This window comes from Agrobacterium sp. NPDC090273 (genome assembly GCF_044772305.1).
Lineage (GTDB): Bacteria > Pseudomonadota > Alphaproteobacteria > Rhizobiales > Rhizobiaceae > Agrobacterium.
Window position 1 is genome coordinate 215179 of the sequence record NZ_JBIVYN010000004.1, and the last position, 13815, is coordinate 228993.

A 13815-nucleotide genomic window follows, 5' to 3' on the forward strand; every position below is an offset into this window, starting at 1 on the left:
ACATCATGCGAAAATTTTTCCGTTTTCGCATTCCGTTCGTAAGGACATCAGCACCTTGGACATTCGTTTCGAAGCAGCCGGCGTGACCATCGAAAGCCGACACATCTTGCTCCCCCTGTCGCTGACACTCACGGAACGGCGTATCGGCGTCGTTGGTCTCAACGGTTCGGGCAAGACGACATTCGCCCGCCTCATCAATGGCCTCAACAAACCGACAAGCGGTACGGTCACAGTCAACCGGCTCGATACGGTGAGAGACGCAGAGGCCGTACTCAGGACTGTCGGGTTCATTTTTCAAAACCCACATAACCAGATCATTCTGCCGATCGTGCGAGAGGATATCGCCTTCGGCCTGAAGCGGCTTGGCCTTGGCAAAGCGGAAATAGAGGGACGAGTAAAAACAGTCCTTACCAATCTTGGAATTGCCCATCTCGAAGACAGACGTGCGCATGAACTGTCCGGCGGCGAGTTGCAGCTTTCGGCCCTTGCTGCGCTTCTCGTCACAGAGCCGAAAGTGCTGATCCTCGATGAGCCGACAAATCAGCTCGACCTGAAAAACCGCACCATTGTCGAAAAGACAATGGCGTCCCTGTCGCAGGATCTGATCGTTATCACCCACGATCTGCCGTTACTGGCAAATTTCGACCGGGTGCTGGTGTTCCATCAGGGATCGCTGGTGGCCGATGCGGCACCCGAAGAAGCGATCGACCGCTATCTGGAGGTGGCCGCATCATGAAATCGTTGCACGTTGAGGGATCTGGCTGGCTTCATCGACTTTCTCCGCGCATCAAGCTCGTCGCGCTTGCCGCTTTCAGCGTCGCGTTGTTCCTGACGCGTGACCTCGTGCTGCTCTCAGCGGCCGTTATCGTCGCCGCTGTCTTTCTTCAACAGACACGCTTACCCCTCAAGGATATCGCCTTTCGGCTTCGTCCGGTGATGCTGACAATTCTTCTGGTTGCCGCTTTCAGCTACGCCTTTGTTTCTGCAAATGATGCTACGATTGCGCTGCTGCGATTGACCTCGCTTGCCTTTCTCGCCACGGCGGTCACCATCACTGTCAGCATTTCGCAGTTTATGGACGAGATAACTCTGGCGGCAAAACCGCTCGAAAAACTTGGACTTGCCCGAGCCGCCGACATTGGCCTTGCCGTCGGGCTCGTGGTGCGTTTCGTACCGGAAATCGTCAACCGTTATCATGCGGTGAAGGATGCGCACCGGGCGCGCGGTGTGCCTGCCAAACCCGGAACGATTATCGTTCCTGTCATCATTATGACGTTGAAGGATGCGGACGCGATTGCCGACGCCATTGACGCGCGCGGTTTCAGAGGCCAAAGCTGACAGCCTGACAATCATCAGGAACCGCTGCCATGAAAACCCGTGACCTCGTGCTGATCTCGCTGTTTGCTGCCATCATTATTGCGCTTGGGCTGTTGCCGCCCATTACGCTCGGCTTCATTCCAGTCCCGATAACGGCACAGTCTCTCGGTGTGATGCTGGCGGGCGTGGTACTCGGTGCAAAACGCGGCACGCTGGCCGTACTTCTGACCATTCTCATTGCCGCCATCGGTCTTCCGGTTCTTTCCGGCGGGCGCGGCGGCCTGTCGATCTTCACCACCCCAACGACCGGCTTCCTCATCGGCTGGATCGCCGCGGTGTTCGTCACCGGCTATCTTTCGGAAAAGCTGGTAAACCGCAATCAGTCGGCTCTGGCACAGGGCGCAGGCTTTTTTGTTGCCAGCCTGATCGGCGGCGTTATCGTCCTCTATGCTTTCGGCATCACATATCTGGCTCTGGTCACCGGCATGGGCTTTACCAAGGCGTTTCTCGGTTCGATGGCCTTCATTCCCGGTGACGCGTTGAAGGCGCTGCTGGCAGCTCTGGCAGGCCGTGCCGTCATGGCCGGTTACCCGCTCCTGCCACAACGCGCCTGACAAACCGTTTTCCGGGAGGAAAAGAATGGCGACGCGCCTCTACGAACATCCGATTTTTCTCGAACACATCGTGCCTGAAGGCCATCCCGAGCGGCCTGATCGCCTGCGCTCCCTGAATATTGCCCTCGAGCATCCCAATTTCGAAAGGCTGGAGCGCAAGCAGGCACCGCAGGCGAATGAAGATGTCGTGCTGTTGGCGCATCCCGAAGAGCATCTGCTTTCCGTGATGCGCAGCATTCCGGAAGAAGATGGAGAGCTCAACCGTATCGAAGCCGACACCTATGCTTCGCCGAAAAGCCTGCAGGCGGCGCTGACCGGAATTGGCGCGGCGATGGCCGGTGTGGATGATGTTTTTTCCGGCAAGGCCGACAATGTTTTCGTCGCTGCCCGCCCGCCTGGCCATCATGCCGAAACCGCCAAGGCGATGGGCTTCTGCCTTTTCAACAACGCCGCCATTGCCGCCCGCCATGCACAAAAGGTTCATGGCGCCGAACGTGTCGCCATTGTTGACTGGGACGTCCACCACGGCAACGGCACGCAGGACATTTTCTGGAACGACACATCGGTGCTGTTCTGCTCCACGCACCAGATGCCGCTTTATCCATGGAGTGGCGACAAGAACGAAACCGGTGTCAAGAACAACGTCGTCAACGCGCCCCTTTCGCCGAATACCGGCAGTGACCATTTTCGCGAGGCATTCAAGTCGCGAGTCCTGCCAGCAATTGCCGACTTTTCGCCTGACCTGATCATCATTTCCGCCGGTTTCGACGCGCATCACCGCGACCCGCTGGCGCACATCAATCTCGTCGGCGAGGATTTCGACTGGGCGACGGGTCGTCTTCTGGAAATGGCCAACAAATACGCGTCAAACCGGGTCGTCAGCCTGCTCGAAGGTGGTTATGATCTGGAAGGGCTGGCGGAATCGGCAGCCATGCATATCTTGAGAATGATGAAGGGTTGAATATGACGGAAAATGCCAACACAGCCGACGTCAGCGGTTATTCTTTCGAAAAAGCTGTCGCCGAGCTGGAAAGCATTGTCGCAAGGCTGGAGCGCGGCGACGTGGCTCTGGACGAATCCATCGCCATCTACGAGCGTGGCGAAGCCCTGAAAAAACACTGCGAAACGCTTTTGAACGCAGCCGAGAAGCGTATCGAAAAAATCCGCCTTGACCGCAACGGCAGACCGCAGGGCGTCGAACCTCTCGACGGCGAATAATACATAGCTTGAGTTCGGCAATCATATCAGAATTGCCGAACTCGCAACCAATGGTCTACCGATCCGAGCGTTGCGGCCGCTTTGATGGTTGAGCGCTCAGGCGGTTGAGGCAAAAAGACTGACGCACTGTTTACTATCGCGATCTGCCAAGGGCGCGGCTTTGTGCTACTCTGCCGAGATCGACTTTGGAGAGTGTTGATGTCCTTCTTTCCCGGAAATGATCCTGCCGCGGGCGATGCCTTCGCCTGTGATGCCATCGAAAATCTCATCATTCCGCGTTCCAGCGACATTGGTGGCTTCGCTGTGCGTCGCGCCCTGCCAACACGGCAGCGACGGCTTGTTGGCCCGTTCATCTTTTTTGACCGCATGGGCCCGGCAATCCTGAAAGCCGGCGAAGCGCTCGACGTCAAACCACATCCGCATATCGGCCTTTCCACCGTCACCTATCTCTTCGACGGTGAAATCAAGCATCGTGACAGCCTCGGTACGGAGCTTGTCATCCGGCCAGGAGACATCAATCTGATGACCGCCGGGCGCGGCATCGTGCATTCGGAACGGACACCGGAAAATCTGCGCGGCCATCCGCTTTCGATGTCCGGCCTGCAGACCTGGCTGGCATTGCCTGATCAGATGGAAGAGATCGCACCGACCTTTGCCCATACCGGCAAGGAGGCGATGCCTCTGATCGATACGAAAGGTGTTTCCGGACGCGTCGTGATTGGCAATTTCGAGGGACTGTCCTCTCCCGTCTCGGCATTTACGGATACGCTCTATGTGGACCTCAATCTCGAACCGGGCGTCAAATTCCCATTTTCCGCCGACCATGAAGAACGCGCGATCTACATTCTTTCCGGTTCGCTCGAGGTCGCGGGTGATGTCTTCGCAGCCGATCAGCTCCTGGTCTTCCGCCCCGGCGACGACATCACGCTGCAGGGCGGAGCAACCGGCTGTCACATAATGATCTTCGGTGGCGAGGCACTGAATTCACGCCGATACATCTGGTGGAATTTCGTTTCGTCATCAAAAGAACGCATAGAGCAAGCCAAACAGGAGTGGAGAACCGGACGCTTCGATATCGTTCCGGGCGACGAAGAAGAGTTTGTCCCTTTGCCCGAGGGTTGAAATTCGATAGAAGTGAACGACATGCAGAGTTGAACGCCACTCGGGAAACTGAGGACGGCGCGCTTTGCCGATGACGAGAAAAGGCCGAACGATTGACCGGAATGCCAGAGACACCATTGCTTGACCGGGTGAAACTCCCATCCGACCTCAAGGACGTCGACGATCGCGACCTGCCGCAACTGGCCAGGGAATTGCGCGACGAGATGATCGATGCCGTGTCCAAGACAGGCGGGCATTTGGGCGCGGGTCTCGGCGTGGTGGAATTGACCATTGCCATCCACAAGGTCTTCAACACGCCCGAAGACCGGCTGATCTTTGATGTCGGACATCAATGTTACCCGCACAAGATCCTGACCGGACGACGCGACCGCATTCGCACGCTGCGTCAGGAAGGCGGCCTGTCAGGGTTTACCCGTCGCGCTGAAAGCGAATACGACGATTTCGGCGCTGGCCATTCCTCCACGTCGATCTCTGCCGGTCTTGGCATGGCTGTTGCCGCCGGACTGGACAAGAGCGACCGCAAGGTTATCGCGGTGATCGGCGATGGCTCCATGTCGGCCGGCATGGCATTCGAAGCGCTGAACAATGCTGGTGCGCTCGATGCGCGGCTGATCGTCATTCTGAACGACAACGATATGTCGATCGCACCACCCACGGGAGCGATGAGTTCCTATCTCGCCCGCCTCGCCTCTGGCCGGACCTACATGGGTTTCCGCGATTTCGGCAAGAAACTGACAGCTTATCTCGGCAAGACGGTGGATCGCGCCATTACCCGCGCGGTGACGCACGCACGCGGTTACGTGACCGGCGGCACATTGTTCGAGGAATTGGGCTTCTACCATATCGGCCCGATCGACGGTCACTCTTTCGAGCACCTGCTTCCGGTTCTGCGCAACGTGCGCGACAACCAGAAAGGTCCTGTCCTCATTCATGTTGTGACGCAGAAAGGCAAGGGTTACGCTCCCGCCGAAGCGGCGGCCGATAAATATCACGGCGTCAACAAGTTCGATGTCATCACCGGCGCGCAGGCGAAAGCCAAGCCGAACGCACCGAGCTACACCAGCGTTTTTGCCGAAGCTCTCGTGCAGGAAGCCACACTTGACGAGAAGATCGTCGGCGTGACCGCCGCCATGCCGAACGGCACCGGGCTGGACAAGCTTGCTGAACTTTTCCCGGCGCGCACCTTCGACGTCGGCATTGCCGAACAACATGCTGTCACCTTTGCTGCGGGCCTCGCCGCAGACGGCTACAAACCGTTCTGCGCGCTGTATTCGACCTTCCTGCAACGCGGCTACGATCAGGTCGTGCATGACGTGGCGATCCAGAATCTGCCAGTTCGTTTCCCGATCGACCGTGCCGGTTTCGTTGGCGCGGACGGTCCGACCCACGCAGGCTCGTTCGATACGACGTTCCTTGCCACCCTGCCCGGCATGGTGGTTATGGCGGCATCCGACGAGGCCGAACTGAAGCACATGGTCCGCACCGCAGCAGCCTATGACGAGGGTCCAATCTCCTTCCGTTATCCACGCGGCGAAGGTGTCGGCATCGAGATGCCGACACGTGGCCAGATCCTTGAAATCGGCAAAGGCCGGATCATCAAGGAGGGTACCAAGGTCGCCCTGCTCTCCTTCGGTACGCGTCTTGCCGAATGCCTTGCCGCAGCGGAAGATCTCGATGCCGCCGGCCTTTCAACGACGGTGGCCGATGCGCGCTTTGCCAAGCCGCTCGATCTTGATCTGATCCGCCAGCTTGCGGCGCATCACGAGGTACTTGTCACAATCGAGGAAGGTTCGGTCGGCGGTTTCGGTGCCCATGTTCTGCATTTCATGGCGTCCGCTGGATTGCTCGATCACGGCCCAAAGGTGCGAACACTGACCCTTCCCGATCTGTGGGTAGAGCAGGCCAAGCCGGAAACCATGTATGCCGACGCCGGCCTCGACCGCGCAGGGATCGTCTCGACGGTCTTCAACGCACTTGGCCAACGCCGGATCGATGTCGGGTTTGCGGGATAAGCAAGCTTTCGCCACTTGGCCGAAAATGAAAAAACCTCCGAGAAGAGCGCTTCGCGGAGGTTTTTTTGATCTGGCGATCTGTCTCGGAGTGTCTCAGAACTCCGTCCAGTCCTGTTCCTTGGCCGAAACAGCCGTTTCCTGCTTGGCGCCGAAAGCACGCGCAAGGCTCTGGCCAAGTGCCCGGGCCGGAGACGCCACCGGTCGCGCTGCAGCCGATGCTGCCTTGATCGGAGCGGCTTTCTTCATCGGCGCTGCTGCCGGCTGGAAGGCTGGCTGCGCGGAAGAGCGCGGTGCCGATGCGGTGCGGGTTGCGGTCGCGCCGCCCATTCCGCCCATGCGGAACTGACCAAGCAGACCATTCAGGGCTTCGGCTTCACGGGCAAGTGCATGGCTTGCCGCCGTCTGCTGCTCAACCATCGCAGCATTCTGCTGGGTGCCCTGATCCATGGTGTTCACGGCCGTGTTGATTTCCTGCAGACCGGTCGATTGTTCACGTGCAGCCGTAACAATGGAGCTGACGTGAGCATTGATCTCTTCGACCTCGGCAACAATCCGCTCCAGCGCCTTGCCGGTTTCATCGACGAGATTGACGCCGTTTTCGACCTGCTGGCTGGATGCACCAATCAGGCTCTTGATTTCCTTGGCGGCATTGGCGGAACGTTGCGCCAGTTCGCGCACTTCCTGAGCAACAACTGCAAAGCCCTTGCCTGCTTCACCCGCACGGGCAGCTTCAACACCGGCATTGAGCGCCAGGAGGTTGGTCTGGAAGGCGATATCATCGATCACGCCGATGATGTTGCCAATCTCACCGGAGGACTTTTCGATTTCCTTCATGGCGGCCACTGCCTTGCGAACAACAACACCGGACTTTTCAGCACCGGCGCGGGCTCGCTGGACCAGGTTGCCGGCTTCTTCCGCGCCTTTGGCGGAATCGCGAACCGTGGTCGTTACCTCTTCCAGCGCGGCTGCCGTTTCTTCGATGGAGGCCGCCTGCTGTTCGGTGCGGCGCGACAGATCATCGGCAGCCGACAGCATCTCGGAAGCACCCGCATTGATGGCTGCTGCATTTTCGCCAACCGTGCGCAAAGCCTGCTGGAGTTTCGCGACGGCATTGTTGAAGTCGTGGCGGATCGGTTCAATTGCCGGTACGAACGGCGCTTCGATCCGGTAAGCGAGATCGCCATCCGCGAGAGCGGCCAGTCCCTTGCCAAGCTCATCACGTGCGAATGTGTTGGCAGCCTCGTCACGCGCCTTTTCTTCTTCGTTTCTGCGGCGTTCGTTCTCGGTGACGGAGCGCATGCGCTCGGCTTCGCCGGAAAGGCGGGATTTTTCAAGACCGGCTTCCTTGAAGACAAGTACGGCCTTTGCCATCTTGCCCACTTCGTCCTGGCGGTCAACGGCCGGAACTTCCGTAGCAAGATCGCCTTCCGCCAGCCTGCTCATCGCTGCCGTCATGCCGACGATCGGCGTGACGATTGCCCGCGACAGCGCCCAGATCAGGCCAACGGCCAATAGACCGGCCACAGCACCGCCGCCGAGCAGCGCGAATTTCAGATTGTCAGCCGCCTGGGCCTGTTCCTGAGAATAGGTGTTGGACAAGCCCTCAAGCTGATCATTGATCTTGGCCGCCGCTGCGCGGAAACCGTCTAGCTGGCCCTTGGCCTGGTTGCGGCCGATTTCAATGATTTCGGAAATCGGTGCTTCCGTGGTCTTGCGCGCCGCGATCTGCGGCTCCGCCAGCTCCTTGAAGAACACGGTTGCCGTCGCCTGCATCTCGTCGATGGCTTTGAGAATTTCCGGCTTGTCGGCAGCAAGTGTGCGTGCCTCTGCAAGCTTCTTCAGCATCAACTCACGCTGGGCGAAAACGTCGTTGTAGGTGCTGTCGCTGCGGAACAGCAGAAAGCCGCGCTGGTTGACGGCCTGTTCCAGCATCGCCGCCTTGGCAGCGTTGACCGACTGAATGATGTCGTTGGTTCTGTTGTTTTCAATCGCAACCCGCTCGCTGCCCAAGGTCTGCCAGAAGACGACCGCGGAAGCAAGAAGACAGACGCTCATCAAGGCGAAGAACGTGGCGATAAGTTTTATGTTGATCGGGAGGTTTTTCAGCGACATCGCAGGCTCTCTCAGCGCACCGCCGCAGGCACGCCCAAGCGCAGGCGTGGAAGCCGCAACGGCCACAATTCAGGAATTTGGAGAATGTGCCTTCATGGCAGTTCCAGTGGCCGCACAGACCGTTGCCCGGACAGTGCACGACAAGCCTTTAAATTGAATTAATTGGTTGTGGTGTATAACACCTTGGCGCACGCACTTGAGCGACGTTGGGCCGTTCAAAACGATAAATCGCTTGCATCCGCGACTTTTGGCAGTCATTGACGTTTTCCATGTCCAAAACATCTGAAAATGAACGACTTGACCAGCTTCTTGTGTCGCTGGGCCACTTCGCCAGCCGATCGCGGGCGCGGGATGCCGTTAGCCGTGGCACCGTCAGCGTCAATGGCAAGATCGTCACCAAACCGAGCGCCTCCGTTGCCGCGGACGCCGACATCGCCATCAGCGACCCCGCGCAGGATTATGTCTCGCGTGCGGCCCTCAAACTCGTCGCAGCTCTCGACCATTTCAAGCTCGACCCATCCGGCTGCGAATGCCTGGATGTCGGAGCCTCGACGGGTGGCTTCACAGAAGTGCTGTTGCAGCGCGGCGCAGAGCACGTGACAGCGATCGATGTCGGTCACGGGCAGATGCATCCGCGCGTTGAGAACAATCCGCGTGTGACCAATCTCGAGGGACTGAACGCCCGTTATCTCACCGGTGACGATATCGACGACAGAGACATCAGCTTCATCGTCTCCGACGTCTCCTTCATTTCGCTCAAGCTCGCGCTCGCACCGGCACTGCAGCTTGCCGCTCCGGGTTGTTTTGCCGCACTTCTGGTCAAGCCGCAGTTCGAAGCTGGCCGGGATGCCATCAGCAAGGCAGGGCTTCTCAAGGAGCCGGAGACGGCACCGGCCGTTGCAGCCGAGCTGGAGCGCTGGCTGGTAGAGGACATGGGCTGGAAAAGTCTTGGCCTTATCCCCTCGCCGATTTCCGGTGGAGACGGCAATATCGAATTTCTTCTCGGAGGCGAAAAGCCATGAGTACGCATGCGGTCACAATCAAAAGCCTCGGCGCTCAGGGCGACGGCATCGCGCACTGTCCCGACGGCACGGTCTACGTGCCGTTCGCCTTGCCGGGCGAAACTGTCGCCATCGCACGGGTAAAAGACCAGGGTACCGTGATGTCGATTGCCGAAGCATCGCCGGAACGCCGTGAGCCAGCCTGTCGGCATTTTGGCCCCGATGGCAAGAATGGTACGTGTGGCGGCTGCTCTCTTCAGCACCTGTCGGAAGATGCTTATCGCGCCTTCAAACGCGATCTGGTCGTTTCCGCCCTGAAATCGAAAGGCCTGACGCCCGAGATCGGCGATCTCGTGATCTGTCGCCCCGGTGAGCGCCGCCGTGCGGTGTTCGCCGCCCGCAAGACGGAAAAGGGCTTGCTGCTGGGTTTCAGCCAGGCAAACAGCCACCACATCGTCGCCATCGAGGAATGTCCCGTCATGTCGCCGGGCATCGTGTCCCGGCTCGACGCGTTGCGCGCCATCGGCATTACCTTGCCTTCGAATACGGAACCGTTCCGCATGACAGTGCTGGAAACACTGTCCGGCCTCGATATCTCCATTGAGGGGATCAAGTCTGTCAGCGACAAGCAGCGCCGCACCCTGACCGAGACGGTGCTCTCCATGCGCGGCATCGCGCGTGTCTCGCTTTCCGGTGAAATCCTCATCGAACCGCAGAAGCCGTTGCTGGATTTCGGTGGCGTTTCGGTATCACCACCGGCTGGCAGCTTCACCCAGGCCACGAAAGAGGCCGAAGACGCCATGGCTGAACTCGTTCTCGCCCATATCGGCAAGTCGAAGCGCATCGCCGATCTTTTTGCCGGTACCGGGACGTTTGCCCTTAGGCTTGCCCGCATCGGTAAGGTGCATGCGGTGGAAGCCGAGGACAAGCCGCTCAAGGCACTCGATTTCGCGGCCCGCAATACGCAAGGCCTGAAACCGGTCAGCGTGGAAAAGCGCGATCTTTTCCGCCGTCCGCTGATGACGAGCGAATTGAAGAATTACGATGCGGTGGTGTTTGATCCACCGCGCGCGGGCGCGGAATTTCAGTGCAAGGAACTGGCGCGCAGCACGGTCAAGAAGATCGTCGCCGTGAGCTGCAATCCGCTGACGCTCGCACACGATATCTCCATCCTGATGGAAGGCGGCTATCGCCTGACCCGTGTCACACCTGTCGACCAGTTCCTTTGGTCTCCACATGTGGAAGCGGTTGCGACACTGGAGAAATAGTCTCCAGACTGTTTACCAGGCAGTATCGATGTTGCCGTTGCCCACCACGCCGGAGCAGCGGCAACGTCCACCCACCCGCCCCTGCTGGACCGGGCAGACATATGGCCGGTTGCGATTGGCACTGTCAGGCGGCGTGATGACGCAGACGAAGCGTGCACGCTGCTGACGCTGACGGTTGTTGCCGGAATAAAAGTTCTGGCCATCCTGCGTGACGACCGATTGCGCGAGAATGATGTCCTGCCCAGCCGGATATGACATTTGTGGAGACACGGTGGCCGCCTGTGCCACGCTTGTCGACAGGATCATGGTAATCGCGGCGAAGACAGTTTTTCGCATGGGCTCGGCTTTCGGCTGATGGCGGATTTCGCGATCTAACCCGGCAGATATTGCCGAGTTCCTTAATAACCGGAAATTCCCTCGGGCACGCTTAACGGCGCATGAATGCTTCGAAGGCCGCTCTAGCTTCCGCGCTCTGCAAACGCGCCACAAAATGCCGCGCTTCGTCTTCAATGCGGGCCAACACGTCGTCCGACTTGCCGCGCAGCAGATCCCGAGCGATTTTCAGCGCTTCCGGCGGTTTAGCCGCAAGACGCATAGCGATTGCCAGCGTCTCAGTCTCGACGTGTTCCGGTTCGGTGACCTTCCAGACCAGCCCGGCGGCAGATGCCTGCTCGGCAGAAAAACCCTCTCCCATCGCGAGCAAGGCGAAAGCGCGCTGATGGCCCATGATGCGTGGCGCAAGCAGGCTGGAAGCGGCTTCCGGCACCAGCGCCAGATCAACGAAGGGCGTTTTGAACAGGCTGCGGCTGGAGGCAACCGTCATATCGCAATGTAGGTGCAGCGTCGTGCCGATACCGATTGCAAGTCCATCCACGCCCGAAACCAGCGGTTTCTCAAAGGTTGCCAGCGCCGTCAGGAAATCCAAAACAGCGAGTTTGCCCTTGCCGCCAGCCATTGCGAAGGCCAGAAAATCGGCCATGTCATTCCCGGCAGAAAAGCAGCCTTCCGTGCCGAGAAACGCAACGACGCGCGTTTCCGGGTCATTGTTGGCTGCAACAAGGGCTTCTGCCATGCGGCGATACATGGCGTCGGTAATGGCGTTTTTCTTTTCAGGCCGGTTGAACCGAATGGCCAGAACTTCCGGCGCATGGGCGATCCGTTCGACAAGAATATGATCGTCAGACATCCAGTTCTCCTCAACCGAGCACGGCACGCGCCGCTGCAAGACTTGCTGCACCGCTCATGACGCGATCCTTGAGTGCCGCCGTTTCAGCAAGCAGGTTTTCCGCAGCAAAACGGCACAACGATGCACGATGCGCACCCTTGCCATCATCGACGGAAGCAAGCGCGCCTTTGGCAAGGTAGGCACCGGTCAACGCGAGGCCAAAGAGCCGCTGATAGGGGGTTGCACCAGCAAGGGCGATATCGGTTTCGCCGCTCTTGATGCGCTCCTGCAGCCAATCGGTGACTGTTTCGAGATCGTTGAGGCTCGTCTCCAGATAGGTCGCCGTGTTGCCGAGATCGTCCCGGTTGGAGGCGGCAAGACGCGCGGCGATCTCCTTGAGTTCCTGAATGAAGCCGCGCACCTGCGCGCCGCCGGACAAGGGCAGCTTACGCATGACGAGGTCGATTGCCTGGATGCCGTTGGTGCCCTCATAGATCGGTGCGATGCGCGCGTCGCGCAGGTAACGGGCTGCACCGGTTTCCTCGATGAAGCCCATACCGCCGTGCACCTGAATGCCCAGAGAAGCGACATCAACGCCCGCATCGGTGGAAAAGGACTTGGCGATCGGGGTCAACAGGGCAGCACGTTCCTGCCAGTGATTGCGATCGACATCGTTTTCAGCGGCATGCGCCATGTCGATGGCGTGCGCACAACTGAAGGAAATCGCCCGCGAACCCTGCGTTAACGCCTTCATCGTCAGAAGTGTTCTGGCGATATCGGGATGTTCGATGATCGGGCTCATGCCGGAACCCTGCCAGCCAGGCGCCTTGCCCTGCGTACGTTCCTTGGCATAGGCAATCGCCTTCTGAGTGGCTGCCTCGCAGATTGCCACGCCCTGCATTCCAACCGCAAGGCGGGCATTGTTCATCATCGTGAACATGCAGGCGAGGCCCTTGTTCTCCTCACCCACCAGCCAGCCGAGCGCGCCCTTTTCCTCTCCGAACTTGCCGTCGCCGAAAATCATCGTGCAGGTTGGCGAACCGTGGATACCCAGCTTGTGTTCCAGCGAATGACAGAACACGTCATTTCTGCCGTCAGGGCGACCGTTGTCATCCAGCAGGAATTTCGGAACAAGGAACAGCGAAATGCCGCGGGTTCCGGCCGGCGCATCCGGTAGGCGCGCGAGAACGAGATGGATAATGTTGTCCGCCGCGTCGTGCTCGCCCCATGTAATGAAAATCTTCTGGCCGAAAATCCTGTACGTGCCGTCGGCCTTACGTTCGGCACGCGCTTTCAGCGCCCCGAGATCCGAGCCGGCGTGGGGCTCAGTCAGGTTCATGGTTCCGGTCCATTCGCCGGAAACGAGTTTGGGAAGATAGGCGCGCTTAAGGTCATTGCTGCCATGCGCCACCAGGGCCTCGACTGCGCCCATGGTCAATGTGGGCGCCAGCGCAAAGGCCATGGAACCTGAGTTCCACATTTCGAGGGCAGCGACGTTCAGCATGTGCGGCAAGTTCTGGCCGCCAAACTCCTCCGGCGCCGTCAGGCTGTTCCAGCCCGCGTCCGCCCAGCGGCGATACAGATCGGCCCAGCCATCCGGCGTGCTGACCTTGCCATCCACAAGCCGGGCGCCCTGACGGTCACCGATGTCGGCAAGCGGTGCAACCTGGTCCGTCGCAAAACGACCCGCCTCGTGCAGGATGGCATCCACCACATCTTCGTCGAGGTCACCCAGCGCGGCATTCGCCAGCGCATCTGAAAGGCCCGCGACATGTTTGAGCGTGAACACAATGTCGTCTACCGGCGCGGTATACATCCTGCCTCCTCCCGAAGCTGTTCCGTACTATGCTGTTTTCGGGCTAAATTATTTTTACGTAAACGTCAATTTGAAAATTCCCGCCAGCCATGACCGTGACTGTTATGAAACTGTCACATGAATTTGCTCTGCATGCGGCTTGGGTCGAAACCACGCGGGACCGGCCCTCA

The 13815-nt window shown here is 59.1% G+C and carries 13 protein-coding genes; 9 read left to right on the forward strand and 4 right to left on the reverse strand.

Annotation, left to right across the window (positions count from 1 at the left end):
• Nucleotides 1–55: 55 nt before the first annotated feature.
• From ACIQT8_RS13105 to dxs, 7 genes are all read left to right on the forward strand, one after another.
• Nucleotides 56–736 (forward strand): energy-coupling factor ABC transporter ATP-binding protein, encoded by a 681-nt coding sequence (locus ACIQT8_RS13105; protein ID WP_400965835.1) that lies wholly within the window; start codon nt 56–58, stop codon nt 734–736.
• Nucleotides 733–1338, forward strand: coding sequence for an energy-coupling factor transporter transmembrane component T family protein (locus ACIQT8_RS13110; protein WP_400965837.1), 606 nt, complete (start codon nt 733–735; stop codon nt 1336–1338). Before ACIQT8_RS13105 ends, ACIQT8_RS13110 begins: the two co-directional genes overlap by 4 nt.
• Nucleotides 1339–1367: 29 nt before the next feature.
• Complete coding sequence (locus ACIQT8_RS13115) at nt 1368–1931, forward strand: biotin transporter BioY (protein WP_400965840.1); 564 nt, start codon at nt 1368–1370, stop codon at nt 1929–1931.
• A gap of 25 nt (nt 1932–1956) precedes the next feature.
• Nucleotides 1957–2892: a histone deacetylase family protein gene (locus ACIQT8_RS13120; RefSeq protein ID WP_400965843.1), complete on the forward strand. Its 936-nt coding sequence runs from the start codon at nt 1957–1959 to the stop codon at nt 2890–2892.
• 2 nt (nt 2893–2894) lie between these two features.
• Nucleotides 2895–3149 (forward strand): exodeoxyribonuclease VII small subunit, encoded by a 255-nt coding sequence (locus tag ACIQT8_RS13125; protein WP_400965846.1) that lies wholly within the window; start codon nt 2895–2897, stop codon nt 3147–3149.
• Between the two features lie 198 nt (nt 3150–3347).
• Nucleotides 3348–4271 (forward strand): pirin family protein, encoded by a 924-nt coding sequence (locus ACIQT8_RS13130; RefSeq protein WP_400965849.1) that lies wholly within the window; start codon nt 3348–3350, stop codon nt 4269–4271.
• A gap of 92 nt (nt 4272–4363) precedes the next feature.
• The gene (dxs, locus tag ACIQT8_RS13135) at nt 4364–6283 is read left to right on the forward strand and encodes a 1-deoxy-D-xylulose-5-phosphate synthase (RefSeq protein ID WP_400965851.1); all 1920 of its coding nucleotides are present in this window, start codon (nt 4364–4366) and stop codon (nt 6281–6283) included.
• Nucleotides 6284–6376: 93 nt separating this feature from the next.
• Here dxs and ACIQT8_RS13140 read toward each other — a convergent pair whose 3' ends face one another.
• Nucleotides 6377–8395, reverse strand: a complete 2019-nt coding sequence (locus tag ACIQT8_RS13140) for a methyl-accepting chemotaxis protein (protein WP_262524750.1) — start codon at nt 8393–8395, stop codon at nt 6377–6379.
• A 269-nt stretch (nt 8396–8664) separates the two neighbouring features.
• On the opposite strand from ACIQT8_RS13140, the gene ACIQT8_RS13145 reads away from it, so the two are divergent.
• On the forward strand, nt 8665–9417 hold the full coding sequence (locus tag ACIQT8_RS13145) for a TlyA family RNA methyltransferase (protein WP_400965854.1): 753 nt from the start codon (nt 8665–8667) through the stop codon (nt 9415–9417).
• A complete protein-coding gene (locus ACIQT8_RS13150; protein WP_400965857.1) occupies nt 9414–10664 on the forward strand; it encodes a class I SAM-dependent RNA methyltransferase in 1251 nt (416 codons plus the stop codon). Before ACIQT8_RS13145 ends, ACIQT8_RS13150 begins: the two co-directional genes overlap by 4 nt.
• 12 nt (nt 10665–10676) lie before the next feature.
• Here ACIQT8_RS13150 and ACIQT8_RS13155 read toward each other — a convergent pair whose 3' ends face one another.
• The 3 genes from ACIQT8_RS13155 to ACIQT8_RS13165 form a co-directional block, all read right to left on the reverse strand.
• Nucleotides 10677–11000, reverse strand: coding sequence for a hypothetical protein (locus ACIQT8_RS13155; protein WP_400965860.1), 324 nt, complete (start codon nt 10998–11000; stop codon nt 10677–10679).
• Between the two features lie 91 nt (nt 11001–11091).
• Nucleotides 11092–11850 carry a crotonase/enoyl-CoA hydratase family protein gene (locus tag ACIQT8_RS13160; RefSeq protein ID WP_262524714.1) on the reverse strand — a complete coding sequence of 253 codons (759 nt, stop codon included), beginning with the start codon at nt 11848–11850 and terminating at the stop codon, nt 11092–11094.
• Nucleotides 11851–11860: 10 nt separating this feature from the next.
• The gene (locus tag ACIQT8_RS13165; RefSeq protein WP_400965863.1) at nt 11861–13645 is read right to left on the reverse strand and encodes an acyl-CoA dehydrogenase; all 1785 of its coding nucleotides are present in this window, start codon (nt 13643–13645) and stop codon (nt 11861–11863) included.
• Nucleotides 13646–13815: the final 170 nt, after the last annotated feature.

What these genes read in the sequence shown, in the direction of transcription:
- ACIQT8_RS13165 (WP_400965863.1), bottom strand. Translation starts at nt 13,645, where the DNA reads ATGTATACCGCGCCGGTAGACGACATTGTGTTCACGCTCAAACATGTC.
- ACIQT8_RS13145 (WP_400965854.1), top strand. Translation starts at nt 8,665, where the DNA reads ATGTCCAAAACATCTGAAAATGAACGACTTGACCAGCTTCTTGTGTCG.
- ACIQT8_RS13150 (WP_400965857.1), top strand. Translation starts at nt 9,414, where the DNA reads ATGAGTACGCATGCGGTCACAATCAAAAGCCTCGGCGCTCAGGGCGAC.
- ACIQT8_RS13120 (WP_400965843.1), top strand. Translation starts at nt 1,957, where the DNA reads ATGGCGACGCGCCTCTACGAACATCCGATTTTTCTCGAACACATCGTG.
- ACIQT8_RS13115 (WP_400965840.1), top strand. Translation starts at nt 1,368, where the DNA reads ATGAAAACCCGTGACCTCGTGCTGATCTCGCTGTTTGCTGCCATCATT.
- ACIQT8_RS13160 (WP_262524714.1), bottom strand. Translation starts at nt 11,850, where the DNA reads ATGTCTGACGATCATATTCTTGTCGAACGGATCGCCCATGCGCCGGAA.
- ACIQT8_RS13155 (WP_400965860.1), bottom strand. Translation starts at nt 11,000, where the DNA reads ATGCGAAAAACTGTCTTCGCCGCGATTACCATGATCCTGTCGACAAGC.
- ACIQT8_RS13110 (WP_400965837.1), top strand. Translation starts at nt 733, where the DNA reads ATGAAATCGTTGCACGTTGAGGGATCTGGCTGGCTTCATCGACTTTCT.
- ACIQT8_RS13140 (WP_262524750.1), bottom strand. Translation starts at nt 8,395, where the DNA reads ATGTCGCTGAAAAACCTCCCGATCAACATAAAACTTATCGCCACGTTC.
- ACIQT8_RS13125 (WP_400965846.1), top strand. Translation starts at nt 2,895, where the DNA reads ATGACGGAAAATGCCAACACAGCCGACGTCAGCGGTTATTCTTTCGAA.
- ACIQT8_RS13130 (WP_400965849.1), top strand. Translation starts at nt 3,348, where the DNA reads ATGTCCTTCTTTCCCGGAAATGATCCTGCCGCGGGCGATGCCTTCGCC.